This window comes from Mycolicibacterium llatzerense (assembly GCF_025331195.1).
GTDB lineage: Bacteria > Actinomycetota > Actinomycetes > Mycobacteriales > Mycobacteriaceae > Mycobacterium > Mycobacterium llatzerense.
In genome coordinates, this window is the sequence record NZ_LXOV01000012.1 from 671,539 (window position 1) to 697,237 (window position 25,699).

At 68.7% G+C, this 25,699-nt stretch carries 20 protein-coding genes and 1 pseudogene; 6 read left to right on the plus strand and 15 right to left on the minus strand.

Annotation, left to right across the window (positions count from 1 at the left end; translation table 11 throughout):
* The first annotated feature begins 83 nt into the window (after positions 1–83).
* Entirely contained in the window at positions 84–701 is a 618-nt protein-coding gene (locus A7G45_RS18095; protein WP_260939147.1) for an antibiotic biosynthesis monooxygenase, read from the plus strand.
* 19 nt (positions 702–720) lie between these two features.
* On the opposite strand, the gene A7G45_RS18100 is transcribed toward A7G45_RS18095, so the two are convergent.
* The 3 genes from A7G45_RS18100 to A7G45_RS18110 are packed head-to-tail and all read right to left on the minus strand — an operon-like array spanning position 721 to position 4,446.
* Entirely contained in the window at positions 721–2,046 is a 1,326-nt protein-coding gene (locus A7G45_RS18100; protein WP_260939149.1) for a replication-associated recombination protein A, read from the minus strand.
* A 25-nt stretch (positions 2,047–2,071) separates the two neighbouring features.
* The gene (locus A7G45_RS18105; RefSeq protein ID WP_260939150.1) at positions 2,072–3,412 is read right to left on the minus strand and encodes an oxygenase MpaB family protein; all 1,341 of its coding nucleotides are present in this window, start codon (positions 3,410–3,412) and stop codon (positions 2,072–2,074) included.
* Positions 3,409–4,446: an oxygenase MpaB family protein gene (locus tag A7G45_RS18110; RefSeq protein WP_260939152.1), complete on the minus strand. Its 1,038-nt coding sequence runs from the start codon at positions 4,444–4,446 to the stop codon at positions 3,409–3,411. Before A7G45_RS18110 ends, A7G45_RS18105 begins: the two co-directional genes overlap by 4 nt.
* 112 nt (positions 4,447–4,558) lie before the next feature.
* On the opposite strand from A7G45_RS18110, the gene A7G45_RS18115 reads away from it, so the two are divergent.
* Positions 4,559–5,182, plus strand: a complete 624-nt coding sequence (locus A7G45_RS18115; protein WP_260939154.1) for a TetR/AcrR family transcriptional regulator — start codon at positions 4,559–4,561, stop codon at positions 5,180–5,182.
* Positions 5,183–5,191: 9 nt separating this feature from the next.
* On the opposite strand, the gene A7G45_RS18120 is transcribed toward A7G45_RS18115, so the two are convergent.
* From A7G45_RS18120 to A7G45_RS18160, 9 genes are all read right to left on the minus strand, one after another.
* Complete coding sequence (locus A7G45_RS18120; RefSeq protein ID WP_260939156.1) at positions 5,192–6,028, minus strand: DUF3097 domain-containing protein; 837 nt, start codon at positions 6,026–6,028, stop codon at positions 5,192–5,194.
* A gap of 82 nt (positions 6,029–6,110) precedes the next feature.
* Positions 6,111–6,419 carry a DUF4333 domain-containing protein gene (locus tag A7G45_RS18125; RefSeq protein ID WP_260939157.1) on the minus strand — a complete coding sequence of 103 codons (309 nt, stop codon included), beginning with the start codon at positions 6,417–6,419 and terminating at the stop codon, positions 6,111–6,113.
* A 63-nt stretch (positions 6,420–6,482) separates the two neighbouring features.
* The gene (locus A7G45_RS18130) at positions 6,483–7,490 is read right to left on the minus strand and encodes a zinc-binding metallopeptidase family protein (RefSeq protein ID WP_260939160.1); all 1,008 of its coding nucleotides are present in this window, start codon (positions 7,488–7,490) and stop codon (positions 6,483–6,485) included.
* The gene (locus A7G45_RS18135; RefSeq protein WP_260939163.1) at positions 7,483–8,379 is read right to left on the minus strand and encodes a transglutaminase family protein; all 897 of its coding nucleotides are present in this window, start codon (positions 8,377–8,379) and stop codon (positions 7,483–7,485) included. Before A7G45_RS18135 ends, A7G45_RS18130 begins: the two co-directional genes overlap by 8 nt.
* Complete coding sequence (locus A7G45_RS18140; RefSeq protein ID WP_260939165.1) at positions 8,376–11,063, minus strand: circularly permuted type 2 ATP-grasp protein; 2,688 nt, start codon at positions 11,061–11,063, stop codon at positions 8,376–8,378. Before A7G45_RS18140 ends, A7G45_RS18135 begins: the two co-directional genes overlap by 4 nt.
* A complete protein-coding gene (locus A7G45_RS18145; RefSeq protein WP_260939167.1) occupies positions 11,063–14,338 on the minus strand; it encodes a transglutaminase family protein in 3,276 nt (1,091 codons plus the stop codon). The genes A7G45_RS18140 and A7G45_RS18145 overlap by 1 nt, the downstream gene beginning before the upstream one ends.
* 44 nt (positions 14,339–14,382) lie before the next feature.
* Positions 14,383–15,720 carry a hypothetical protein gene (locus tag A7G45_RS18150; RefSeq protein WP_260939169.1) on the minus strand — a complete coding sequence of 446 codons (1,338 nt, stop codon included), beginning with the start codon at positions 15,718–15,720 and terminating at the stop codon, positions 14,383–14,385.
* A gap of 192 nt (positions 15,721–15,912) precedes the next feature.
* Entirely contained in the window at positions 15,913–16,824 is a 912-nt protein-coding gene (locus A7G45_RS18155) for a DUF389 domain-containing protein (RefSeq protein ID WP_260939171.1), read from the minus strand.
* 9 nt (positions 16,825–16,833) lie between these two features.
* Entirely contained in the window at positions 16,834–17,310 is a 477-nt protein-coding gene (locus A7G45_RS18160) for a winged helix-turn-helix transcriptional regulator (protein WP_260939173.1), read from the minus strand.
* Between the two features lie 96 nt (positions 17,311–17,406).
* On the opposite strand from A7G45_RS18160, the gene A7G45_RS18165 reads away from it, so the two are divergent.
* Positions 17,407–18,591: a thiolase family protein gene (locus tag A7G45_RS18165; RefSeq protein WP_260939176.1), complete on the plus strand. Its 1,185-nt coding sequence runs from the start codon at positions 17,407–17,409 to the stop codon at positions 18,589–18,591.
* 63 nt (positions 18,592–18,654) lie between these two features.
* Here the strand turns inward: A7G45_RS18165 and A7G45_RS18170 are convergent, their stop codons facing one another.
* Positions 18,655–19,116: a nitroreductase family deazaflavin-dependent oxidoreductase gene (locus A7G45_RS18170; RefSeq protein WP_260939179.1), complete on the minus strand. Its 462-nt coding sequence runs from the start codon at positions 19,114–19,116 to the stop codon at positions 18,655–18,657.
* A gap of 78 nt (positions 19,117–19,194) precedes the next feature.
* Here A7G45_RS18170 and A7G45_RS18175 point away from each other — a divergent pair, with 78 nt between their 5' ends.
* The gene (locus tag A7G45_RS18175) at positions 19,195–21,732 is read left to right on the plus strand and encodes a flavin-containing monooxygenase (RefSeq protein WP_260939181.1); all 2,538 of its coding nucleotides are present in this window, start codon (positions 19,195–19,197) and stop codon (positions 21,730–21,732) included.
* Here the strand turns inward: A7G45_RS18175 and aspS are convergent.
* The gene (gene aspS, locus A7G45_RS18180) at positions 21,725–23,521 is read right to left on the minus strand and encodes an aspartate--tRNA ligase (protein ID WP_260939184.1); all 1,797 of its coding nucleotides are present in this window, start codon (positions 23,519–23,521) and stop codon (positions 21,725–21,727) included. The two genes, A7G45_RS18175 and aspS, sit on opposite strands and share 8 nt — an antisense overlap.
* A 72-nt stretch (positions 23,522–23,593) precedes the next feature.
* On the opposite strand from aspS, the gene A7G45_RS18185 reads away from it, so the two are divergent.
* A complete protein-coding gene (locus A7G45_RS18185; RefSeq protein WP_260939185.1) occupies positions 23,594–24,475 on the plus strand; it encodes an oxidoreductase in 882 nt (293 codons plus the stop codon).
* A 2-nt stretch (positions 24,476–24,477) separates the two neighbouring features.
* On the opposite strand, the pseudogene A7G45_RS18190 reads toward A7G45_RS18185, so the two are convergent.
* Positions 24,478–25,101, minus strand: a pseudogene (locus tag A7G45_RS18190) (phosphoribosyltransferase); the annotation flags it as partial.
* A gap of 102 nt (positions 25,102–25,203) precedes the next feature.
* On the opposite strand from A7G45_RS18190, the gene A7G45_RS18195 reads away from it, so the two are divergent.
* Positions 25,204–25,671 (plus strand): MPT63 family protein, encoded by a 468-nt coding sequence (locus tag A7G45_RS18195; protein ID WP_043987530.1) that lies wholly within the window; start codon positions 25,204–25,206, stop codon positions 25,669–25,671.
* Positions 25,672–25,699: the final 28 nt, after the last annotated feature.

The following is a 25,699-nucleotide window of genomic DNA, read 5'->3' on the forward strand; positions in this document are numbered from 1 at the left end:
TGCGTCGTACCGCCGGGGAGGACAGTTGTCTTTATCCCGGTGGCGCCACCGGAGCGCCGCCCTGAACAACAAGGGGGTGGACCGTGTTCGCACGTTCTACCACGATGATGGCGCGCCCTGACCAGATCGATGCCGGCATCGCCCACATCCGCGACGAGGTCATGCCTGTGCTGCAGGAACTGCCCGGCTCCATCGGCCTGTCTCTGATGTTCGACCGGGAAACCGGCCGGTGCATCGCCACCAGCGCATGGGAGTCCGAGGACGCCCTGCACTACAGCGCCAGCGAGGGCCGACGGCTCCGCAACCTGGCCGCCGAACGGTTCGGCGCCGGCGCCCCGATGGTCGAGGAATGGGAGATCGCCGTCCTGCACCGCGAACGCGGCAACGGCGCGTGCGTGCGGGCCACCTGGCTCACCGTGCCGCCGGATCTGATGGAGGCCGGCATCGATTACTTCCGCGACACCGTGCTGCGGCAGATCGAGCACTTGCCCGGGTTCTGCAGTGCCAGCCTGCTGGTCGACCGCGGCTCGGGCCGCGCGGTGTCGTCGGCGTCGTTCCGCACCCGTGAATTGATGGAGGACTACTGGGACCAGGCCACGGCACTGAAGATCGAATCGGTGCAGGCCGCCGGCGCGTCGGAGATCGCCGACTGCGCGTTCGACCTGGCCATCGCGCACCTGCGGGTGCCCGAACTCGTCTAGCGCCGGCCCGGGGCAGCCATCAACGACGCCGCCGGATGATGGCGCGCAGCTTCTCCAGGCGGCCGCCGATCTCCCGTTCCGCCCCGTGCGGGGTGGGCCGGTAGTAGTCGACGCCGACCAGCTCATCGGGCGGATACTGTTGCGCCGCAACACCACCCGGGTGGTCGTGTGCGTATTTGTAGCCCTGCGCGTGGCCGAGTGCGGCCGCTCCGGCGTAGTGCCCGTCGCGCAGATGCGTCGGTACCTGACCGGCCTTGCCGGCCTTGATATCGGCCATCGCCGCGCCCAGGGCGACGGTCACGGCGTTGGATTTCGGCGCTGTCGCCAGGTGCACCGTCGCGTGGGCCAGCGTCAGCTGGGCCTCCGGTAGCCCGATGAGCTGCACGGTCTGCGCGGCGGCCACCGCCGTCGGCAGCGCGGTGGGATCGGCGATGCCGATGTCCTCGCTGGCCAGGATCATCAGCCGGCGGGCGATGAACCGCGGGTCCTCCCCCGCGGTCAGCATCCGCGCCAGGTAATGCAGTGCCGCGTCGACGTCGGAGCCGCGCACCGACTTGATGAACGCACTGACCACGTCGTAGTGCTGGTCGCCGTCGCGGTCGTAGCGCACCGCGGCCTGATCCAGCGATTGCTCGACCACCTCGACCGTGACGCGCTCTTCGCCCGCGGTTTCCGCCGCGACCTCCAGCGCCGTCAGGGCCCGCCGGGCATCCCCGGCGCTGAGCTTGACCAGCAGCTCCACCGCGTCGTCGTCGACATCCGCGCCGCCCAACCCGCGCGGGTCGGCGATCGCCCGCTCCACCACGGCCCGCACGGCGTCGGCCGTCAGCGGCTGCAGTTGCAGGATCAGCGACCGCGACAGCAGCGGCGCCACCACCGAGAACGACGGGTTCTCCGTGGTCGCCGCCACCAGTAGCACCACGCGGTTCTCGACCGCGGCCAGCAGCGCGTCCTGCTGGGTCTTGGAGAAGCGGTGCACCTCGTCGATGAACAGCACGGTCTGGCGGCCGTGGATCGCGGCGCGCCGGGCCTCGTCGATCACGGCGCGGACGTCCTTGACGCCCGCCGACAGCGCCGACAGCGCTTCGAACCGACGCCCCGTGGCCCCGGAGATCAGGGACGCCAGCGTGGTCTTGCCGGTACCGGGCGGCCCGTAGAGGATGACGCTGGCCGCGCCCGATCCTTCGACCAGCCGGCGCAGCGGCGACCCTGGTTTGAGCAGGTGATCCTGGCCGACGACCTCGTCGAGTCCGGCCGGCCGCATCCGCACGGCCAGCGGTGCGGCCACGACGGAACCGGACGCCGGCTCGGCATCGCCTCCTACATCGAACAGCCCGTCAGACACGGGTCCAGCGTGCCACGTCGCGAGTTCAGTGCATCGGACAACCACGCGGGACGTCGGGCGTGCGGTCGTGGTGCCGGTAGGGCGTGCCGGTGATCCCGCCGCGCCGGGCCAGCATCGTGGCGATCTGCACATTGACGGCCCACCACGGATCGCTGTGGCGGGCCCGCAGCGCACGCCGCAGCCCGGCACCTGGAACGCGGTCCAGGACCATGCGGGACTTGACGCCGGCGTGCACGGCCACACCGGTCAGCGCTTTCCACGGCTGGATGGCGACATCCCGGTACGGCGTCGCCGACACCAGCGCACGTGCCAACGCATCACCGCTGTAGTAGGCGACCATCCCGACCACCGGCGCGACGGCGGCGCGAGCCAGCAGGCCGGGCAGGCCCTCGATGCCGCCGATGCCGTCGGCCGCCGCCTGCGTCATCTGCGCGGTCCAGTCGGTCGGACCGCCGGCCGTGGAGATCATGTAGTCCGCCAACATGATTCCGTCCTGCGCGGTGGTGGGGATGATCTCCGAGGTGACCCCGAAGACGTACGCGATGTAGGCCCAGTAGCGCATGACGGCATCGAACTCGGCGACCGAGCGTCGTCTGCCGTGATTGTGGTCGGTCAGCATCGGCAGCAAGCCGAACGTCACCGCCGCACCCATGGTGGTGCTGGTCGAGATCGGGTTGCCGTGGACGCCGAAATGGTCGTCGCCCCAGGACCTGCGCAGCCCCAGGCGGACCTGCGAATGCATGAGCCGGACGCGCACGGTCTCCTTGAACTCGGGGCTGTACCGGTCGATGAAGCCCGGTTTGGTCGCGTCGTGGAACCATTTGGCGGTTTCCAGGTTGCGCACCAGCGGAGCGGTGACGAAGCGTTTGGTGGCGCCGGTCGCCGACAACACCTCGGCGCCGACGAAGGTACCGATCGCGTCCTGGATGCCCATCCCTACCTTGCCGGCCAGCGAGCAGTCGATCCACAGCCGCCGACCGCGCTCCCACACCACCGGATCGTGCCAGTCCGGTGGATTGTCAAGGCTGGCAAACAGATCCACGAGTTCACTCGGCGGGTCGTCGAGGCTGTCGATCCCGTGATCGAGCGCCTGCTCCAGCAGTCGGCGGCCGCGCGCGACACTGATCACCCGGAACCGTTCCACCACGGCATCCATCAGCGGGTCGCCCTGCCAGTAGTGGTCGATGAACAGCTCCAGCAGGTCGCGTTGTGCGTCGGTCAGCGTTCTCGGCCGGAACTCGTCGAACACGGGCCGGTCCGCCCAGGCGGGGTCGCGACGCAGCCGCGGCGGCGCCGGCCGCATCGGCATACCCGGCCGGTAGTAGTAGTCGTACGGGTGTACGTCCTGCTGCGCCGGGATGGTCATGACGCGATCCGTTCGACCGGGCGAACGGATCGCACCCGACGGTTCGCGGCTTCCACCTCGCGTATCTCACCGAGCATCCGCGGGGCATTGAGCAGCGTGCGAGCGAGTTGCCGATATCCATTGCGCACCAGCAGGTTCGGTTGCATGAAGCCGACCGCCTGCTGTACCGGTTCGGGCATCATGTCCATGATCACCCAGTACGCGAAGTCGTAGATCGGGCGCAGCGGCGTGATGCCGGGCGGGTTCAGCAGCTGAAGATATTTGATGTTGTCGGCGTTGAGCCCCACCTCGGCCGCCGACGGGGATTCGGTGAGCACGCGGCGGCATTCGGCTCGGGTCTGCGGCAGGTCCGTGCCGCCCAAGGCCTCCCCGACCCGCGCGTAGTCGCGGTAGAAGTCGTCCAGATCGTTGCCGCGCAACGGCTTCGGGTGATATCGGCGGTGCGCTCCGGCCAGGCCGTCGACCACACTGGCGTACGTCCACCGGAAGAACTCCGGTTCATCGGCGTCGTACGCCTTGCCGTCCGGCCGCGTCCCTTTGACCCGGTGGTGCATGGCCTTCACGGTCTGGCACAGCGACTCGGCGGTGTCGGTGGAGCCGTAGATGACCCCGGTGAAGAACGAAAAGGTATGTCCGGCACGGACGATGAGCCCGCTGCTGGAAAAGGTTCCGGACCGCACGCTGCCGTCGGGACGGCGTCCGACCAGCTTGGAGTGGTCATACACCGAGTACTGGATGTCCTGATGCAGGATGTCGATCATCGCGGTGTTGACCATGCCGACGACCACCGACGGGGTGTGCGTGTGCACGTACCAGGCGGCACTGTCCGGACCGAACCACCCCGGGTCGCCGGCCGGGCCGTCGAACCGCGCCTTCTTGAAGTACTCCGGCCGCTGGATCTCGAAGAACAGATCCATGGGGTTGAGCAGCGCTGTCGGGCGCCTGCGCAGTTCGGCCCACACCGGCGACAGGTCGGGCACCGACCCGTCGTCGAGTGGCACCACCATGCGGATCAGGTCGTCGAGCAGCATCATGACTGGCCACCTCTCTGTGGCTGTGTTCGCCATCACATTCAGCCTAGAATCGAGCGGAACTCGTCTTCTACTCACTTTTTCATCCATCAGGATGGGTTGAGAGGTTCGCTAAATGTCCAGTTCAGGCCGCAGTGTGCCGGTGCAGAAGCGCTCGCAGCAATCGATCAACGAGATTCTTGATTCGACAGCTCAGCTTTTGGACCGAGATGGTTATCACGCTGTGTCCACCAACCAGATCGCGAAGAACGCCCATGTGAGCATCGGCACCGTCTACCGGTACTTCGCCGACAAGGACGCGATCATCGTCGCGCTGCGGGCGCGCACCGAAGACGACATCATGCGCCGCTTGGTCGCGGCGCTCGCCGAAGGTCTGTCGCTGGACATGGTGACGGGCGCCCGCCATGTGCTCTCGGCACTGGTCGACGCCCTCGAAGACCACCGGGGCGTGATGGGCGCCGTGATCAACGACCTCCCGCTGGGCAGCCAGAGCAATGTGCTGCCCGGTATCGAGGAGCACCTGTATCACATTGCGCGCCTGGCGTTGTTGCACCATTACCCGCATCTCCCCGACACCGCGGTCGACGAGATCCTCTATCTCGGAATGGGCATGATGCTCCAGCTCGCGCTGCGAATCGCCATCGACCGCCCTGCCGGGATGACGAAGGAGGCGCTGCTGGACCGGGCCGCCATGCTGGCCGTCAGCTCCAACTCGATCCTGATCTCACGGTCGGAGTGAGCGCCCGGCTCAATCGGCGGGTGCGGTGACGAAGTCGATCAGCTCCTCGACCCGTCCGATCAGCTGGGGTTCCAGGTCGTTCCAGTCCCGCACCCGGCCGCGGATCCGCTGCCACGCCTGGGCGATGTCGGCCTGGTCGGCGTGCGGCCAGCCGAGCACGTCGCAGACGCCATGCTTCCACTCGATGCCGCGCGGGATCACCGGCCACGCCTCGCGCCCGATGCGGGCGGGTTTCACGGCCTGCCAGATATCGATGAACGGGTGGCCGACCACCAACGTGTGCTCGCCGCCGGGGCCGCGCCGCACCTGCTCGGCGATGCGCGCCTCCTTCGACCCGGACACCAGGTGGTCGACGAGCACGCCGAGGCGGCGGCCCGGCCCTGGCTCGAATTCGCGCACGATGGCGGCCAGATCGTCGACACCGCCGAGGTACTCGACCACGACGCCCTCGACCCGCAGGTCGTGGCCCCACACCTGCTCGACGAGTTCGGCGTCGTGGCGGCCTTCCACGTAGATTCGGCTGGCCAGCGCGGTGCGGGCTCGATGTCCTTGCACCGCAACCGAACCCGATGCGGTGCGGGTGGGGGCGGCGGGTGCGGTGCGCTTGGGCGCGGTGAGGATGACGGGGTTGCCGTCGACCAGGTAGCCCGGACCGATCGGGAACGGCTTGCGGTAACCGTCGAAATCCTCGAGGACCATCCGGCCGTACTCGACCTGCACCACAGCGCCCACGAAGCCGGTCGTGGCGCACTCCACCACGAGCCCCTTCTCGGCGGTCTGCTCGGTCGAACGCTTCTTGGCGTTCGGGTTGCGGGCCAGCACATCGGATCCGTATCGGTCGCTCACAGGACCGATCCTAGAAACCCGCGCGGGCCAGATCTGGTTGCGCCACCCGCGTTTTCGTCACGGCCCGGTTACGAATGACGGGTTACGGGGCCTTCTCGACCTTGATGTCGCAGGTGATGCGCTCGCCGTCGACTTTCACGATCTTCATGTGCGCGACGTACTGCACCTTGCGCGGTCCGGTGAAGTGGCAGTCGAACTGGCCGCCCTTGGTGGCCACCACATCGGACGGGCACTTCACGTCGGTGGGCGTGAACTTGTTCTGGTCGGACACCAGTTTGACCACCTGTTTGGCGGCGTCGTCCGCTTTGACCGTGGTTTTCGAGCTACATGCAGCCGGCGCGAGGGCCACCAGACCCATTAGTACCGCTGCCCCCACCCTTACGCACATCATGGGCGCGATCGTGCTCTATCGCTGTGGGCCGCGTCAACGCGCCGCGCAGAACTGTGCCGGCGATCAGGCCGATTCGTTCACCGCCGCGTGGATGAACCGCATCTTCTCCAGTACCGCGGCCGGCAGCACGAACGGGTAGAGGTCATCCTTGCCCATCGACCGGTTGACCATGTTCAACGCCCAGGCCAGCGGTAGCCAGAGCTCGATCAGCGTGTCAAATCCGCTGGGCCCCAGCACCCGCCGGTCGAAGGTGGCCCCGGCGGGCGCGAAACCGAAGGCCGCCGCGGTGTCGAGGGCATCACGGATGTGCAGATAGTGGGCGAACGTCTCGGCCCAGTCCTCGGCCGGATGCATGGTTGCGTAGGACGACACGTACTGCCGCTCCCAGCCGGTGGGCGCGCCGTCGCGGTAGTGCCGGTCCAGCGCCGCCTGGTAGTCGCTGTCGGGGTCCCCGAACAACGCGGTGAAGCGTGCGCTCGCCTCTGCTGACGGCTGCACGAGCCGGTAGAAGTAGTAGTGCCCGATCTCATGACGGAAGTGGCCCAGCAGAGTTCGGTACGGCTCGGCCATGGCGACGCGCAGCTGTTCGCGGTGCACGTCATCACCCTCGGCCAGGTCCAGCGTGATGATCCCGTTCTGATGCCCGGTGAGCACCGTTTGGTGCTCGCTGGACAACAGGTCGAAGCCGAGCCCGTCCATCGACAGGCCCAGTTCGGTCAGCTCCACGATCAGTCGGCGCTTGGCCTGCTCGGCATCGGCGAACGCCGACATGGCCTTGGTGTCATCGTCACCGGGACGGGTGCGGGTCAGTGCGCACGACACGCACAGTTGCGGCACCGGACTGACCCGAACCAGCCAATTGCATTCGGCCAGATGCAGATTCGCGCACAGCTGGTAGTCCGTCGAGGCCACCGAGCCGGCATGGTCGCTGTTGCCGGTGCCGCCGGGGGGCGAGATCACCAGCAGCGCCATGTTCTCCAGCGAGAAGCCCAGTGCGCTGCCGCAGCCCAGGCATACCGAATTGTCGAACGCCAGCCGCTGACCGCAGTTGGGGCAGTTGAAGTCACGCATGCAGTGGGCCTCCGGCCAGCGGTGCGACGTCCACCGAGACATCGATGACGCTGCGCTCGGAGTCGGTGTAGATGATGCCGCGGAGCGGCGGGACGTCGGCGTAGTCGCGGCCGAACCCGACCACGATGTAGCGCTCGTCGACCATCTGGTCGTTGGTCGGATCCAGCCCCAGCCACTGGTTCCCCGGTGTCCACACCGAGGCCCAGGCATGGGTGGCGTCGATGCCCACCATCCGTTCCTTGCCGGGCGGCGGATCGGTGGCCAGGTAGCCCGAAACATAGCTGGCGGCAAGGCCGTTCGCGCGCAGGCAGGCGATGGCCAGGCGGGCGAAGTCCTGGCACACCCCCTCGCGGGCAGCCAGCACCTCCGAGACCCGGGTGGACACCGTCGTCGACCCGGACCGGTAGGTGAAGTCGGTGAAGATGCGCGAGTTCAGGTCGCGCAGTACCTCGATCAGCGGCCGCCCCGGAGCGAAACTCGGTGCGGCGTAATCCTTTACCGCCTCGGTGATCTCGGCGGATTTCAGATCCAGCACGAACTCGGCCGCCAGCGCCCCGTCGGGCCCGGTCGGGCGGGCGTGCTCCCACGGCGCCACGGCAGCCCCTGCCCCATACCACTCGACCGGCGGCGGGTCGACCTCCACGATGCTGCGCCCGGTCACGATGAGTTCGTGATGTGGTTCTGTCACATGAAAATACGAGCTGATGTTGCCGTAGGCGTCCCGACTGGTGGAGCGGTCGGCCGGCTCGGGATCGATGTTCAACCGATACGACTGGCAACGCTGCTGATCACTGTCGCGTGGGGTCAGAAACCCGCGGCCGTACGAGCTCGTGACGACGTCGGAGTAGCGGTACCGCGTGCGATGGGTGATCTGGTACTCGCGGGTCATGGCATCTGCCGCCGTTCGTCAGGACCCCACAGCGGCTGCATGCCGCTCGGGAGGGCCAGGTGCGCGGCCCGGATCAGCTCGGACAACTCCCGCAGATCGGCGTGCATACCGTCGAGGAGCTCGGCCAGTTCGGCGCGCCGCCCCTCCTCGGTGACGTGCTCCAGGTCGGCCGGATCCTGACGTCGCAGGCGGGCGGCGATCTCGTCGATCATGCGTTCCGGGCGGGTGGACCCGGTCGAGGACGGCAGTGCCCGCAGGTCGGCGCGCAGCCGCTCGAACTGGAACGCCAGCGACCGCGGGTTCTCCTCGTCGAACAACACCAGATCGGCGATGGCAGCCACGCTCACCTGTCCCAGCATGCGCCTGCGGTACATCACCGCCGATTCGCACACCACGAGCACGGACTCGCTGACGGTCCGTTCGGTCTCGGCGCCGTGGCCGGTGGTGAGGGTGGCCCGCAGCAGCGCCGTCAGGCCGAGGCCGCGCTCGATGCGCTTGCCGATGTCCATCATGGTCCAGCCCACGTCGCGGACCATGGATTCGGCCGCCACGCCGGACAGGGCCAGCATCCCGGCCAGAGTCTGGCTGGGCGCGGTGGACAGGTACGCCTCGCCCTTGGTCTTCGAATTCGGGGGCGACAGTGTCGTGCCCTGGCGCTGCCGCGCTCGGTCGGATGGCTGCAGCACCGCACGTTCCACGGCGGCGAGCACCATCCAGGTGTCGTTCGACATCTGGTCGCGGACCGCGCGCGCGGCCAGGCCCAGCCGTTCGACGGATTGCGCCAGCGAACCCGGGCGGTGCCGGTCGGCGGTGAGCGCCCACAAGGTCGTCGGCGTGATGGCCAGCTGTTCGGCGTAGTCTCCGTCGGCTCCGGTGTCGGTGCCGGTGATCTGGCCGAGTGCGGTCAGCAGTATCGGCACGCAGTCACTGCCGGCGAGGTCCCGCCGGTAACGGAATTCGTGGTAGCGCTCGCGGGTGACGGTGAGCAGTCGCGCCGTGAACTCGGCGCGTTCGGCGTACCGGCCCAGCCAGAACAGGTCGGAGAGCACCCGGGGCGAGCTCACCGCGCGCGTCGGGCTCGGAGTCATGCCCGGTAGGTCGACCGGCTGTGCCTGCACCACCGCGGCCCGGTCGGGCGATCGCACCCAGACATCCTTGGCCGCAATGGTTTCCATGCCGTACGCGGCGTGTCCCCGCGCCAGCACGTAACCCAGCCCGCCGATCATGGGCGCGTAGCCGCCGCGCTGGGCGACGGTGAACAGCCGCATCCCGACGCTGCCCGCGGACAATCCACTGGGCAGCAGGTCCATCGGCGCCGTGGAGAACTCGGGCAGTTCCTGACCCATCCACTGCGACGGGGCGGCGGCGATCCGGGCCGCCAGCTCGGACCGCTTGGCCGCGGTCAGCGCTGGGCCGACGATCGCCGGGCCGCCGTTCGCCGGCCGGATCAGCAGGGTGGACATCTTGCTCAACAGATGCGAGCGCTCGGCGTCGATGCCGCCCCAGAAACATCGGGCGCTCGGCAGTTCCGGGGTCTCCCCGGTGAGCAGCTCAGCCAGTTCCGGCAGGAATCGGGTGATGCCCGGGCTTTCGAGGATGCCACTGCCCAGCGTGTTCACCACGGTCACCGCCCCGCGGCGCAGTACCTCGACGAGTCCCACCACGCCGAGGCGGGAGTCCGGGCGCAGATCCAACGGATCGGCATATTCGGCGTCCACGCGGCGCAGTACGACGTCGACCCGCTTGAGGGTGCCGAGCGAGCGCATCCAGAGCTTGCCGTCGCGCACCACGAGGTCGGCGCTCTCCACCAACGGGAAGCCCAACACGCTGGCCAGGTAGGCCTGGTCGAACGCCGTCTCAGAATGACTGCCGGGGCTGAGCACGACCACCACGGGTTCCCGCGCGGCCTCTGGCGCGGCATCGATCAGCGCCAGCCGCAGCGCCTGGGCCCACGGCGACGCCGGACGCGGGGCCACCTTCTCGTACAGCTCGGGCACCGCGTGCGCGACGACCCGACGGTCGGCCAGGGCGTACCCGGCCCCGGAAGGCGCCTGGGTCCAGTCGGCGTTCACCGCGAAGCCACCGTCGCGATGGCGGCTGACGTCGCAGCCATGCAGGAACAGCTGGTGCCGACCCGGCACCGCGATACCGCGAGCCGCACGCACGTAACCGGGATGGCCGTACAACAACTCCGGCGGCAGCACGCCGGAGGTGATGGAGCGGCGGGCCCCGTACAGGTCGGTCAGTACCGCGTCGAGCAGCCGGGAACGTTGCACCAGTCCGGATTCGAGGGTGGACCAGTCCGCCGCGGACAACACCAAGGGCAGGGCGTCGAGCTGCCAGGTGTCCACCACCGGCGTGCCGTCGACATCGATGACGGCCGCGCCATCCCGGTCGACCTGCACGTAGCTGATGCCGTCGTTGTCGACGAGTTCCCGCACGACCCCGCGCAGCTGATCGAGGCCGGTCCGACCGCGGTCCCGAACGCAGTCGGTCAGCTCCTGCCAGGCCGGCCGGATCGCGCCCGACTCGTCGACCAGCTCGTCGTAGCCCGCACTGGCGGCCAGGTCACGGACGTCGAACAGGGGCTCCTGGGCGCGGTCGGCCCGATACCCGGCCAGGGGGTCGCCGACGGGCGCCGCATCCTCGGCCAGGCCTGGGGAACTGTGTGTACGGAGAACCATTACCGCAGAACGGTACGCACCCGGCGCAGATCGAGGATGCCCGACGCTCCGCCATCGGTGGATTGGCGGGCCTGCTTCTCCCGAAGATCGGCCAGATCGACCGTGCCGGGGGTGAAGCCGATGGCCTCGAAACGCCGGCTGCGCCGGGACTCGGCCTCGACGGCATTGACGGGCGGGGTGTCGTACGCACGCCCGCCCGGGTGCGAGACGTGGTAGGTGCAGCCGCCTTTCGAGAATCCGGTGAACCCGTCGACCAGTTCGAAGCGCAGCGGGCCGTCGACGGTGATCGTGGGGTGCAGGGCGCTCGGCGGCTGCCAGGCCCGGTACCGGACCCCGCCGACCTGGACGTCGGGGTTGTCGGTGGCCAGCAGCGGGACGGGGTGGCCGTTCACCGTGACGAGGTGTCGGTGCCGGTCGGCGCCGATCACCCGGACCTGCAGCCGCTCCACCGAGGAGTCGACGTAGCGGGCGGTCCCGGTGCCGGTGGATTCCTCACCGAGCGTGTTCCACGGTTCGATGGCCCCGCGCAGCTCCAGCTCGACGCCGCCCGCGATCACGCTGCCGATCCGGGGAAAACGGAATTCGGTGAACGGGTCCAGCCAGCTGGTGTCGAACGCGATGCCGTGCGCCCGCAGGTCGGCGGCCACTTCGGCGATGTCTTGAACAATGAAGTGCGGCAACAGGTATCGGCCGTGCAGGTTCTCGCCGTGCCGGATCAACGGGGCCCGCAGCGGCTCGTCCCAGAACCAGGCGACCAGCGACCGCACCAGCAGCGACTGCACCATGGCCATCTGGAAATGCGGCGGCATCTCAAAACCACGCAGCTCCAGCAGGCCCAGGCGACCGCGCGCACTGTCCGGGCTGTAGAGCTTGTCGATGCAGAACTCGGCGCGGTGCGTGTTGCCGGTGATGTCGGTGAGCAGGTGCCGGAGGGCGCGGTCGGTGACCCAGGCGCGGTTTTCGCCGTCATCGGCAACCCGCGCGATCTCGGCGAACGCGATCTCCAGCTCGTACAGCGCCTCGATCCGACCCTCGTCGACCCGCGGCGCTTGCGATGTCGTTCCGATGAACCGGCCGGAGAACAGGTAGGACAGCGCCGGGTGGCGTTGCCAGTACGTCAGCATCGACACCAGCAGATCGGGCCGGCGCAGGAGCGGTGAGTCGGCGGGCGTGATGCCGCCGAGGGTGATGTGGTTGCCACCGCCGGTACCGCCGTGGGTGCCGTCGACGTCGAAGCCCTCGGTGCCGAGGCGGGCCTGCCGGGCGGCCTCGTACAGGGTCTCCAGTTGTGCGGCCTGTTCGGCGAAGGTGGCCGTGGGTGCCACGTTGACCTCGATGACACCCGGGTCGGGGGTGACGGTCATCTGCTCCAGTCGCGGGTCGGACGGTGGCCCGTATCCCTCGATCACGACGGGGACGCCGAGCTGGGCGGCGGCCTGCTCGATGCGGCCGATCAGGTCGGTGAAGTCGTCGAATGTCGTTGTGGGCGGCAGGAATACGTACAGCAGACCGTCGCGCACCTCGGCCACCAGCGCGGTGGGTGGTGCGCCGTCGGCGCTGACCACCGCGGCGGGCCGGGTCGGGACCGTGGCGCTCTCCCCCGCCAGCGGGTCGGCGTCCGGGACCGGCTGCGGCGGATGCCAGCTGATCGAGCTCAGCGGCAACCGCAGCCCGGCCGGCGAATCGCCCGCGGTCAGCACCAGGCGACCGCGGCGCAGTTGCCAGTCGGCGGACACCCAGCCGGTGTCGTCGTCTCGGCGATGCAGCGGCAGGACGTGGGCGGCAGGTTCGGTCACCGCGGCATCGAGCTTGTCCACCAAGGCTTTCCGCTGCGACGCAGCGTCGTCGGTCAGATCCTCGGTGACCGGATCGCCATCCGGCCGGCGCACGGCATCGGCCAGCCGGGCGAGCGCATCCTCGTACGCCGGACGCACCTGGCTGTCCGGCAACCCGAGCCCGGCAGCGATCTCGGTGAGCAGCCGGCGGTCCACATCCGGCGCCGCCGTGTGGGCTTCACCGGACCACGGGTCGGACAGCAACGCCGGATCGGTCCACAGCGGTGTCCCGTCGGAGCGCCACATCAGACCGATCTGCCAGCGCGGCAACGGTTCTCCCGGATACCACTTGCCTTGGCTCCGGTGCACCAGCCCGTCCGGGGCCCACGCGTCCTTGAGCTGTGCGGTGAGCGCGGAGGCGAGCGTGCGCTTGTGCGGTCCGTCGGCGGCCGTGGTCCATTCCGCGTCGGTCTGGTTGTCGATCGAGACGAAGGTGGGTTCGCCGCCGACGGTCAGCCGCACGTCGCGCTCGGCCATCCGTTTGTCGATGACCGCGCCGAGGGCCCGGATCGATTCCCAGGCCGACGCGGTGTACGGCAGGGTCACCCGCGGGTCCTCGTGCACCCTGGTCACGACATTGACGAAGTCCAAGGTGGTTTGGCACGGTTCGACAGCACCGGTGATCGGCGCGGCCGACTCCGGATGCGGGGTGGCCGACAGCGGAATGTGGCCCTCGCCGGCCAGCAGGCCCGACGTCGGATCCAGGCCGACCCAGCCGGCACCCGGGATGTACACCTCGGTCCAGGCGTGTAGGTCGGTGAAGTCGGCGACCGGTCCCGACGGCCCGTCCAGCGCCTCGATGTCGGCGCTCAGCTGCACCAGATAGCCGGACACGAAGCGGGCCGCGAAGCCCATCCGCCGCAGGATCGCCACCAGGAGCCAGGCGGAATCCCGACAGGACCCGATGCCGGTGCGCAGGGTGAAATCCGGTGCCTGGACGCCAGGTTCGAGCCGGACGCTGTAGCCGACGTCGGCATTGACCGCCCGGTTGAGCGCTACCAGGAAGTCGATGGTGCCCGTCCCCGGCACCACCTCGAAGTCGCGGACCCAGGCCGCCGTCAACTCGTCGGCGTCGTCGACCGGGCGCAGGTAGGGCTTGAGATCCTCGAGCAGGTTGTCCGGATAGGTGAACGGGACGGTTTCGGCCCATTCCTCGATGAAGAAGTCGAAGGGGTTGATGACCTTGAGGTCGGCGATCAGTCCGACGGTGATGCTCAGGCTGGTGGCGCGGTTCGGAAAGACCAAGCGCCCCACGAAGTTACCGAAGGCATCCTGTTGCCAGTTGATGAAGTGATCGGCGGGTTCGACCTGCAGCGAGTACGCCTCGATCGGGGTGCGCGAGTGCGGGGCCGGGCGCAACCGCACCACGTGCGGGTACACCTTGACCAGCCTGTCGAACGTGTAGCTGGTGCGATGCTCCAGCGCCACCTTTATTGCCATAGCCGATCCCACCACAACAACTGGCGGGTCGCAGGATGGAGGAGCTACGTGAGCTCCACCGCGAGGTCGAAGTCACAGAACGCTTCCTTGACCGCTTGCATGAGTTGGTCGCGGGTGTTCTCCGAGCCGACCTCCCAGGACGCCACCGATATCCACACCGCGCCTGCCATCGTGCCGGCGGCCAGCATCAGACGCCCGTCCATGCGGTCCAGGTCGGAGCCGGTGACCCCGGGCTCGGGCGAGCGCGACATGAAGTAGTCCGCGGGTGTGCCGTCCGGGCAGTTGATCGCTTCCGGGAGCACACCGACGTTGGACGAGCCGATCGGCTTGCCGATCCGCATGACCATCTTTTCCAGGCGGCGAACCAGGAATTTTGGGGTGTACGGCGTCAGCGGCAGCGGCGCCATCAGCAGGTCCCGCTTCGCGGTCATCTCGGCGAACGCGACCTTCACATCACCCCGGAGTCCACCGAGGTCGGCCGCCACGTGCTCCGGATCGACGGTCACGGTGATGGCATTCAGCGCGTTGCCGCGGGTGTCACCTTCCACCCGCTCACTGACCGGGATCGACAACAGCACCTTGCCGTCGGTGTCGACACGGCCGAGGTGGGCGCCGATGCGGCTCGCGATCCCGGCAAGCAAGACGTTGCTGCTCCCGCCAAGTGCGCGGGCCCGGTCGTCCCATTCCCCTTGGTCGACGCGCGCAGCGACCGTCGGCAGATGCACCGGCAGCTCGGACCGAACACCGAGCGACACCGGCGCTGCCTTGGCCGATGCGGCGAGGTCCGCCGACTCTGCACGCGCGAGCTGGGCCGCGCCGACGACGGCAGCCGGTATCTCCGCGATGGCGCGCGCCAAGATGCGCAGGTCCTGCCTCAGCGCCTGCTTGCGAGTGCGGGACCGTGCCGCGGGATAGCGCAGGTCGCGGCCGGTGCCTGCGACGGCGTGGGTGATCGACTCGATCAGCGCGCCGGCGTCGGCCACGGTGTGCGACACCACGAGCGAAACGATGGAACCGCCGCCGACCAGCGGCTGGACTCCGAGATGCCACGGCGGTCCGTGCTCCGGGTCCACCTCGACGTCGGCACGCTCGTCGGCGAACTCCCACATCGCGTCGCGGGCGCGTTCGGTGGTGGCGATGTCGATGCCGGTCGGCGGGCTGGACACCCAGTGGTGACGGCCCAGTGGTACCGATGATCGTTCGACGCGTCTGCCCAGCAGCCCGTCCGCCAAGTTGCGCTGGAACCGCCGCAGTCCGTCCAGGTCCACGCCCCGCTCGTAGATCCAGACGTACTGGATCACGGGACCACGCCCGAGCGCCCGCCGCGCGAGGTAGGACGCCTGGTCCATGTAGGCCAGCGTGCTGTCAGCCGGATCTTTCATAGCGCGCGGAGGCCTTTCTGGCGAAGGTGCCGCTGCGGCACTTAGTGTGGCAGCCGCCGGTACTGTAGCGCCTCTGGCAAATTCTCAGGCCGAAATCCACCGAGCCGGACGGACCGGCTTGATTCCGAGTTCATGCGGCGGAACCGGTACCCCGCTGCGCACCGGAACCGGCGGGCCGCAGGGCGGAGAAAGCTAGCCCCGGCGGGCCCGGTTGTATCCGGCGAGCACCAGCACCGCCGCGATCACGATGCCGATCATGTTGACCGCCAACTGCCCGGCCGACGCCAACGCCACGTCCCAGTCGCCCGTGGTGGCCGCCACGACGGCCATGCCCGCGGCCGGAACTGTCGTCACCGAGATGAAAACCCCAACCAGCGCAGCCGATTTCGACGTCACCAGGGACAGCATCCCCGCGGCCCCGGCCAACAGCGCGACGACGAATGAGAACGGCCCGACCTGGAAGATGAAGTCGACGTTCTGCAATTCATGGATGCTGCGTACCGCCACCCAGCCCAGTGCTTCGAATCCGAGCGTGGCCAGTGTTGTGACGAGCATCGCCGCCGGGAATCCGACGAGCAAGGCCAGCGCCGCGCGCTTCGCCAGATAGCCCTTCCGCCGCACCACCGCGACCGCCAGCGCGGCCAGCGGGCCGAATTCTGGGCCGACGACCATGGCGCCGACCACGGTGATGGCCGAGTCGGTGAGCACGCCGACGGCGGCCAGCAGGCAGGCGATGCAGAGGAATGCCATGTAGGAGATGCCGAGGCTGCTCTGCTCACGGGTGCGCAGCACCAGTTCGTCCCAGACCACGGCGTCTTCGCCGTCGCCGTCGATCTCGCCCTCGGCACGGTAGGCGGCGGTCGACAGCACGGTGTCGAGCACCTCCATCGTGATGGCGCCGTCCTGGTCGATGCCGAGCGCCCGTAGTCCGCCGATCAGTCCGTCGGCGGCGTCGCGGGCGATGTCGGCGGTGATGACGTCACCTCGCGGATCGATCGCCGCGCCGGGGTGAGCCACCACGTTGGCGATGCCGCCACGGTGCCGATAGAGGTCGAGCACCGATTCGGTCAGCTCCGGCGGGGTGATCACACGTAGATGCAGCACCGCCGAAGATTACCGACCGCGGCGACGGGCCAGTTTCATCCCGAGTTCGTCCGGCGGGACCTCGTGTCCCGCTGCGCACCGGATCTCCACGGTGGCGTCGGCGCCGCAGCCCAGGTGGGTGAGCCGCAGGCCGGTGTCGCCCAGGTGGTGCCGGCCCCATTCGAACATCGCCCACACCACCGGCATGAAGTCGGTGCCCGCCGGGGTCAGTACGTATTCGTCGCGGCTGCGCTGGCCGGGCTCCTGGTATGGCTGTTTGGTCAGCAGGCCGGCCTCGACGAGTTCGGCCAGCCGGGCCGACGTGGCTGCCTTCGTGATGCCGACGCGCCGGGAAAAGTCGTCGAAACGCGTTGTGCCGTAATAGGCCTCGCGCATGAGCAGCATGGCGGACTTGGTGCCGACCAACGACATCGTCTTCTCGATGGCGCACTGACCGACGGCCGACCACTTGTCGCGTTCGGCGAGGACACCCTGTAGCGCTGTCATACGAATCACTCTACCGCTGGGTTGCTCTTGCCATACTCAGGTGTTAGATCTGGGTATAGGAAGCAGTACTCAGCGTGGAGTTACAGGAGGATTCTCATGTCGGGTTACACAGACCGCGACGCCGTGATCGTGGCCGCGGTACGCACGCCGGTCGGCAAGGGCAAGGCCAATGGCGCGCTGCACGACGTCCTGCCCGCCGACCTGCTGGCCCACAGCCTGCGGTCCGTCGTGGCACGTACCGGCATCGACCCGGTCCTGGTGGACGACGTCATCGCGGGTGCCGTCACACAGGCCGGTGACCAGGCCGCCAACATCGCCCGAAACGCCTTGCTGGGAGCCGGTTTCCCCGAGAGCGTCCCCGGCACCACCGTCGACCGCCAGTGCGGCAGCTCGCAGCAGGCCATCTCGTTTGCCGCACAGGGTGTGCTGGCCGGCTCGTACGATGCGGTGATCGCCGCCGGTGTCGAGTCGATGTCCCGCGTGCCGATGGGCGCTGCTGTGCTGCCGGGCAGCAACCCGTTCGGCGCCGGCCTGGCCGAGCGCTACCCCGACGGCCTTGTCCCCCAAGGCATCAGCGCCGAACTGATCGCCGCACGCTGGAACCTGTCCCGCACCCAGTTGGACGAATTCTCGGCCGCCAGTCACGAGAAGGCCGCGCGCGCCGCCAAGGACGGATTGTTCGACAACGAGCTCGTGCCGGTGGCGGGGCTGGCCGCCGACGAGATCATCCGGCCGGGCACCTCCGTCGAAACCCTGTCCGGACTGAAGCCGGCGTTCTACAGCGACGCCTACGCCGCACGCTTCCCCCAAATCCGTTGGGAGATCACGCCGGGCAACTCGTCGCCGCTGTCCGATGGCAGCGCGGCGGTCATGATCACCAGCGGCGCCTTCGCCCGTAGCCACGGCCTGCAGCCGCTGGCCCGCATCCACACCATGACCGCGGTCGGCTCCGACCCGCTGTACATGCTCACCGGCGTCATCCCGGCGACCGAGAAGGTGCTGGCCCGCTCCGGGCTGTCGCTGTCCGACATCGACCTGTTCGAGGTGAACGAGGCGTTCGCGCCGGTGGTGCTGGCCTGGGCTGCCGATACCGGGGCGGACCTGGCGCGCACCAATGTCAACGGCGGCGCCATCGCCATCGGCCACCCGCTCGGCGCCAGCGGCGCCCGCATCATGAGCACCCTGGTCAACGCCCTCGATCAACGCGGCGGACGCTACGGCCTGCAGGTGATGTGCGAAGGCGGCGGCATGGCGAACGCCACCATCATCGAGCGGTTGTAAGACCTCCTGAATGACGCAGCCCCGGCAGTCCGTCCCCCTGTCCTGCCGGGGCTGCGGCCACGCTCAGGCGCGAACGAGCTCGAACAGCGGGATGACGCGCGAGGTCTTCGCCTGGTAGTCGGCGAAGACAGGGGCCACGGCCGTGATCAACGGATACGTGGCCTCACGCTCGTCGTCCAGCAGTTCGCGGGCCACGACGTCATAGGCGTCGATTTTCCCCGTCGCTTCGCTCGCCCCGCCGGCGCCGATCTCGATGCGGGCGCCGGGGTTGGCGCGCAGGTTGTGTACCCAGTCGGGATGGGTATCGGCGCCGGCCTTCGAGCCGACGATGAGGATCTTGCCGTCGACCGGCAGGTAGGCCAGCGGCGACAACCGCGGCTGGCCCGACTTGGCACCGGTGGTGTGCAACAGCAGCAGGTTGCCGCCCTCGAACTGGCCACCCACCTTGCCGCCGTTGGCGCGGAACTCGTCGACGATGCCGGCATTGAAGGCGTGGAAGGACGCAGCGTCCGTGAATTCGGTCATGACTGACCCAACCTCGTGAACTGACCCAAATGTTCCCGTTCCTCCGCGATACTTGTCTGATATTTGACGGAGGTGCCAATGACGCCAGAAGTCGACGCCGTCGTGGTCGGAGCCGGATTCGCCGGCTTGTACCTGATCCATGAACTTCGCGAGCGCGGCTTCTCGGTTCGCGTCTTCGAGGCGGCCGACGACATCGGCGGCACCTGGTACTGGAATCGGTACCCCGGCGCGCGGGTCGACATCCCGAGCCTCGACTACATGTTCAGCTTCGACCCGGACTGGCAGCGGGACTGGAAGTGGTCGGAGAAGTACGCGACCCAGCCGGAAATCCTGCGCTACCTCAATCACGTCGCCGACAAGTTCGACCTGCGCCGCGACATCACGCTGGGCACCCGGGTCACCACCGCCCATTGGGACGACGGCACCTGGCGGGTGCGAACCGACCAGGGCGACGACGTCACCTGCCGTCACCTCGTGATGGCCACCGGATGCCTGTCGATCCCCAAAGAACCCGACATCGCGGGCATCGAAACCTTCACGGGCGAAACGTATTACACCAACCGCTGGCCCCACGAACCCGTCCACTTCGCCGGCAAGCGGGTCGGGGTGATCGGCACCGGATCGTCGGGCATCCAGTCGATTCCGCTGATCGCCGCGCAGGCCGCGCGGCTGACGGTCTTCCAGCGCACGCCGTGTTTCTCCATCCCGGCGCACAACGGCCCGGTGTCGGCGGAGAAGCAGGCCGCACTGGCCGACGAACCCGGCTACCGCGCCGCCGCACGCGCCTCGTTCGGCGGGGTGCCGCAGGAGCGCACACTGATCCCGACGTTCGCGGTGCCCGAGGCCTACCGCGAGCAGCGCTACGAGCGCGCCTGGCAGATCGGCGAGCTGCTGGAAACGCTCAACATGTTCTCGGACCTGATGAGCAACCCGGCCGCCAACGAGTCGTTCGCCGACTTCGTGCGGGGCAAGATCCGCGCCGCGGTGCGCGATCCACACACCGCAGAACTGTTGTGTCCCAACGACTATCCGGTGGGCGCAAAGCGCCTCTGCCTCGACACCGACTACTACGCCACCTTCAACCAATCCCATGTCCGCCTGGTCGACCTGCGGACCCAGCCACTTGTCGGCGTCACCGAGACCGGCGTCGAGACCGTCGGTGAGTCCTTCGACTTCGACGCGCTGGTGCTCGCCACCGGATTCGACGCCATCACCGGCGCGGTGGCGGCCATCGACATCGTCGGCCGCGACGGACTCGCGCTGAAAACCAAATGGGCACAAGGGCCGTCGACCTATCTCGGCCTCACCACGGCGGGGTTCCCGAATCTGTTCCTGATCACCGGACCCGGTAGTCCGTCGGTGCTGTCCAACATGGCGGTGTCCATCGAACAGCACGTCGAGCTCGTCGCCGACACATTGACGTACCTGCGTGCGCACGGCTTCGACACCATCGAACCGACCCCGACCGCCGAGGCCGGCTGGATGCAGCACGTCGCCGATGCCGGCGCCATCACCATGTTCCCGCAAGCGAATTCGTGGTACGTCGGCGCGAACATCCCGGGCAAGCCCCGGGTTTTCATGCCCTACGCGGCGGGTGTCGACTTCTACGCCGCCGCCTGCGCCGACGTCGTCGGCCAGGACTATCTGGGCTTCCACCTGACCGGGCCGACCGGTACGCAATGCCACGACGGCGTGGTCCGGCGGCTGCAGCCCGATGTCCAGCTGGTGCTGGAGATGGTCGCGGCGATGAATCCGCCTCCGCTGGAATCACTTCCGGTCGAGCTGGCCCGGGCCGCGATGCTCGAGGCGAACAGCACCCGGCCGCCGGGACCGGAGGTGGGTGAGGTCCTCGACGGCGGATTTCCCGGCGCGGCAGGCGAACTCGACTACCGGCTGTACCGGCCGGCGAGCCCCGGACCGCACCCGGTGGTCGTGTACTTCCACGGCGGCGGCTGGGTGTTGGGCGACGCCACGTCCGACGACCCGCTGTGCCGCGACCTGTGCGTCCGCACCGACGCGCTGGTCATCTCGATGAATTACCGGCATGCGCCGGAACATCCGTTCCCCGCGGCCGTCGACGACGGCATCGCCGCGCTGCGGTGGGTCGCCGACCAGGCCGCCGCGCTCGGCGGCCTGCCCGACCAGTTGGCGGTGGCCGGATGGAGCGCGGGCGGCAACATCGCCGCGGTCGTCTGCCAGTGGGCCCGCGACCATGGCGGCCCGCGCATCCGCGGGCAGCTGCTGCTCACCCCGGCGACCGACGCGCAGCCCTACCCGTCGTACGTGGAGAACGCCGACGGCTACGGACTCACCACACCGCTCATGCAGTGGTTCGCCGCGCTGTACGACGGCCCTGCCGACGACCCGCGACGGGCCCCGCTGCGCGGCGACCTCACCGGCCTGCCACCGGCGATGGTGGTGACCTGCGAATTCGATCCGCTGCGCGACGAAGGCAACGCATACGCCGCCGCACTGGCCGCGGCGGGTGTGCCCACCGAGCACGTCCAGGCCCGCGGTCACACGCACCTGTCGACGACGATGGTCGACCTCGTCGTGTCCGGAGCCCCCGTCCGCGCCCAGATGGCAGCGGCGTTGCGCGGGTTCCTGACTACTTAGCCTCGGCCTTCTGAGCCTCGGCCTTCTTGGCCTCGGGCTTGAAGTCGATGCCCGACTCCTTGCGCTGCTGCGCGGTGATCGGCGCCGGGGCGTCGGTCAGCGGATCGACGCCGCCGCCGGACTTCGGGAAGGCGATGACGTCGCGGATCGAGTCCACCCCGGCCAACAGCGCGGTGATGCGGTCCCATCCGAAGGCCAGGCCGCCGTGCGGCGGCGCGCCAAAGGTGAAGGCGTCCAACAGGAATCCGAACTTGTCCTGCGCCTCGGCTTCGTCGATACCCATCATCGCGAACACCCGCTCCTGGACGTCGCGGCGATGGATACGGATCGAGCCGCCGCCGATCTCGTTGCCGTTGCAGACGATGTCGTAGGCGTCGGCCATGGCCGCGCCCGGGTCGGTGTCGAAAGTGCCGATCGAGTCGGGCTGCGGCGCGGTGAACGCGTGGTGCACGGCGGTCCAGGCACCGGAGCCGACGGCGACGTCACCTGACGCGGTGGCCGCGTCGGCGGATTCGAACAGCGGCCAGTCGACCACCCAGGTGAAGGCCCAGGCGTTGGGGTCGATCAGGTCGAGTCGCTTGGCGATCTCGATGCGCGTCGCGCCCAGCAGGGCTCGGGCACCCTTGGCCGGACCGGCCGCGAAGAAGATGCAGTCACCGACCTTCGCGCCGACCTGCTCGGCCAGACCGGCACGCTCGGCGTCGGTGAGGTTCTTGGCCACCGGTCCACCCAGCTCGCCGTCCTCGCCCACGAGGACGTAGGCCAGGCCCTTGTGACCGCGCTGCTTGGCGAACTCCTGCCAGCCGTCCAGCGTGCGGCGCGGCTGCGACGCACCGCCCGGCATGACGACCGCACCCACGTACGGCGCCTGGAACACCCGGAACGGGGTGTCCTTGAAGTAGTCGGTGCACTCGACGAGCTCGACGGCGAAGCGCAGGTCCGGCTTGTCCGAGCCGAAGCGGCGCATGGCCTCTTCGTAGCTGATGCGCGGCAACGGCAGCGGCAGGTCGACGTCGATCAACTTCCACAGCGCCGCCAGCACCTCTTCGGCCACGCCCATCACGTCGTCGGCGTTGACGAAGCTCATCTCGAGGTCGAGCTGGGTGAACTCCGGCTGGCGGTCGGCGCGGAAATCCTCGTCGCGGTAGCAGCGGGCAATCTGGTAGTAGCGCTCCATGCCGGCCACCATGAGCAGCTGCTTGAACAGCTGCGGGCTCTGCGGCAGCGCGTAGAACGAGCCAGGCTGCAGGCGGGCGGGCACCAGGAAGTCGCGGGCGCCTTCGGGGGTCGAGCGGGTCATCGTCGGGGTCTCGATCTCGACGAAGTCGTGCTTGTCCAGCACGCCGCGGGCCGCCGCGTTGACCTTGGAGCGCAACCGAATTGCGTTGCCCGGGCCTTCCCGGCGCAGGTCCAGGTAGCGGTACTTCAGCCGGGCTTCCTCGCCGGGGGTCTCGTCGAGCTGGAACGGCAGTGGGACACTTTCGGACAGCACCTCGAGCGTCGTCGCGTTGACCTCGATGTCGCCCGTCGCGATGTCCTTGTTGGCGTTGCCGTCGGGCCGCACCTCGACGATGCCGGTGACCAGAACACAGAACTCGGCGCGCAGCCGGTGCGCCTGCTCGAGCACCGCGGCGTCACGGAACACCACCTGGGAGACCCCGGAGGCGTCGCGCAGGTCGATGAAGATGACGCCGCCGTGGTCGCGCCGGCGCGCCACCCATCCAGCCAGGGTCACCGTCTGACCGGCGTCGGTGGATCGCAACGAACCGGCGGCGTGACTGCGCAACACGAATATCTCCTCAAGAAGTCTGAATTCGAGCGCTAAGTCTAGAGGGGCGCCTCGACCGGTAATTTGGCGACAGTGAGCTTTGCCCTCGTAGGACCGGGTGCCATCGGATCAACGATCGCCGCACTGCTGTACGCGGCGGGCCGCGAGGTGCTGCTGTGCGGGCGGACGCCCCGCGGCGCCATCGAGGTTCGGGTGGACGGCAGCGCGCCGATCGTGGTGCCCGGCCCGGTGCACACCGATCCCGATACCGTCGCCGGACCGGTCGACGTGGTGCTGCTGGCGGTCAAGGACACCCAGTACGCAGCGTCGGCTCCGTGGCTGGCCCGGCTGTGCGGTCCGGACACCGTCGTCTGCGCGCTCCAGAACGGCGTCGAACAAGCTGACCGGCTTCGCCCCTACTGCCCCGAATCTGCCGTCGTAGCTGCGGCGATCTGGATTGCGGCGGAGACCCAACCCGAAGGCTGGGTGAAGGTGCTGCAGGCCCCGCGGCTGGTGCTGCCCGACGGACTTGCCGCGACGAGGCTGGCGGCGGCCATGGACGGCAGTGGGATCAGGATCGAACTGGATCCGGACTTCCTCAGCGCTGCGTGGCGCAAGCTGTTGGTCAACGCCGTGGTGGGCTTCATGGTGCTGTCCGGCCGGCGCTCCGGGATGTTCCGGCGCGACGACGTCGCCGCAGTGGCCCGCAGGTATCTGGCCGAATGCCTGGCGGTCGCGCGCGCCGAGGGCGCGGCACTGCCCGACAGCGTCGTCGACGAGATCGCCGACATGCTCAAGCAGGCGCCCACCGATATGGCGACGTCCATGCTGATCGACCGCGAAGCCGGCCGCCCGCTGGAATGGGACATCCGAAACGGCGTCATCCAACGCAAGGGCGCCGCGCATGGCATCGCCACCCCGATCAGCGACCTGCTGGTGCCACTGTTGGCCGCGGCGAGTGACGGACCGGGTTAACGCAGCAGCCGGCGCACCTCGTCGTCGCTGACCTGGCCGAAATCACGGTAGGACTCCCCCACTGCGGCGAACGGCGTCGGGAGGTCGGCGCAGACCACGTCGTCGACGATCCCGGTCAGCTGCCGGCAGGCAGACTCGGTGCCGACCGGTACCGCCACCACCAACGTCCGCGGTCCGCTCTCCCGCACCACCTCCGCGGCCACCCGCATGCTGGCGCCGGTGGCCATGCCGTCATCGACGAGGATCACGGTCCGCCCCTTCACGTTGGGCGGTGGCCGCCCCCGGCGGTAGTCGGTTTCGCGCCGCACCAACTCGCGGCCCTCGGCTTCGGCGACCTCGGACAGCGTCTGCTGCGAAATCTGCAGTGGCCCAACCACATCCTGATTGACAACGATGTGACCGCCACCGCCCAGCGCGCCCATGGCGTACTCCTCGTGACCGGGCACGCCCAGTTTCCGGACGACGCAGGCGTCCAGCGGCGCATTCAGAGCGGCCGCGATCTCCGACGCGACGGGCACCCCGCCGCGGGCCAGACCGAGCACGACGACATCGCGTCTGCCGCGGTACGCCGTCAGCAGACCGGCCAGTACGCGCCCCGCCTCTGCACGGTTACGAAAGACGCGTCTCGATAGATGATTTCGCGTGCCTCAGATCCTATTCCCATCAGCGCCGTCGCGTGGTAATCCGTAATTGACACAAGCCAAATTAATAGCGTCGAGGAGGCAGAAGTGAAGCTCACCGGAACAGCTGTTGCGGTTCTCTCGGTGGTCGGCATCGCCAGTGCGCCGATCGCGTCGTCGGCCGGCTATCCGCTCGTCGGCAAGCTCGGCAGCACCTTGAAGATGACCGACAGCGTCGGACAGGTCCAGCTGAGCTGGCAGGTCTCTGACCTCAAGCCGAGCTCCGATGTCATGCCGGGCTATCCGGTCGCCGGAAAGCTCTGGGAGGCCACGGCCACTGTCCGCGCGCTGAGTGGTCCGGTCACCCCCGGTGTCTCGCAGTTCAACGCCGTCGCGCCGAACCAGGCCAGCTACCGCGTGCTGTGGATGGTCGCCAGCCCGATCAACATCAGCGGCGCGACCATTCCGCAGGGCGGGCAGTCGACCGGGAAGATTCACTTCGACGTCACCGGCGCCGCGCCCACGACGGTGACGATGAACAACGGCATGGAAGACCTGATGGTCTGGACGCCGTGAACCAGTAGACACCCTGCTCTAGGGTGTC

Coding starts and splice junctions, on each gene's coding strand:
- A7G45_RS18105 (WP_260939150.1), bottom strand. CDS start 3,412: ATGACCATCCCGGCGCAGCAGGACGTACACCCGTACGACTACTACTAC.
- A7G45_RS18110 (WP_260939152.1), bottom strand. CDS start 4,446: ATGATGCTGCTCGACGACCTGATCCGCATGGTGGTGCCACTCGACGAC.
- A7G45_RS18115 (WP_260939154.1), top strand. CDS start 4,559: ATGTCCAGTTCAGGCCGCAGTGTGCCGGTGCAGAAGCGCTCGCAGCAA.
- A7G45_RS18125 (WP_260939157.1), bottom strand. CDS start 6,419: ATGATGTGCGTAAGGGTGGGGGCAGCGGTACTAATGGGTCTGGTGGCC.
- A7G45_RS18130 (WP_260939160.1), bottom strand. CDS start 7,490: ATGCGTGACTTCAACTGCCCCAACTGCGGTCAGCGGCTGGCGTTCGAC.
- A7G45_RS18135 (WP_260939163.1), bottom strand. CDS start 8,379: ATGACCCGCGAGTACCAGATCACCCATCGCACGCGGTACCGCTACTCC.
- A7G45_RS18140 (WP_260939165.1), bottom strand. CDS start 11,063: ATGGTTCTCCGTACACACAGTTCCCCAGGCCTGGCCGAGGATGCGGCG.
- A7G45_RS18145 (WP_260939167.1), bottom strand. CDS start 14,338: ATGGCAATAAAGGTGGCGCTGGAGCATCGCACCAGCTACACGTTCGAC.
- A7G45_RS18150 (WP_260939169.1), bottom strand. CDS start 15,720: ATGAAAGATCCGGCTGACAGCACGCTGGCCTACATGGACCAGGCGTCC.
- A7G45_RS18160 (WP_260939173.1), bottom strand. CDS start 17,310: ATGACAGCGCTACAGGGTGTCCTCGCCGAACGCGACAAGTGGTCGGCC.
- A7G45_RS18165 (WP_260939176.1), top strand. CDS start 17,407: ATGTCGGGTTACACAGACCGCGACGCCGTGATCGTGGCCGCGGTACGC.
- A7G45_RS18170 (WP_260939179.1), bottom strand. CDS start 19,116: ATGACCGAATTCACGGACGCTGCGTCCTTCCACGCCTTCAATGCCGGC.
- A7G45_RS18175 (WP_260939181.1), top strand. CDS start 19,195: ATGACGCCAGAAGTCGACGCCGTCGTGGTCGGAGCCGGATTCGCCGGC.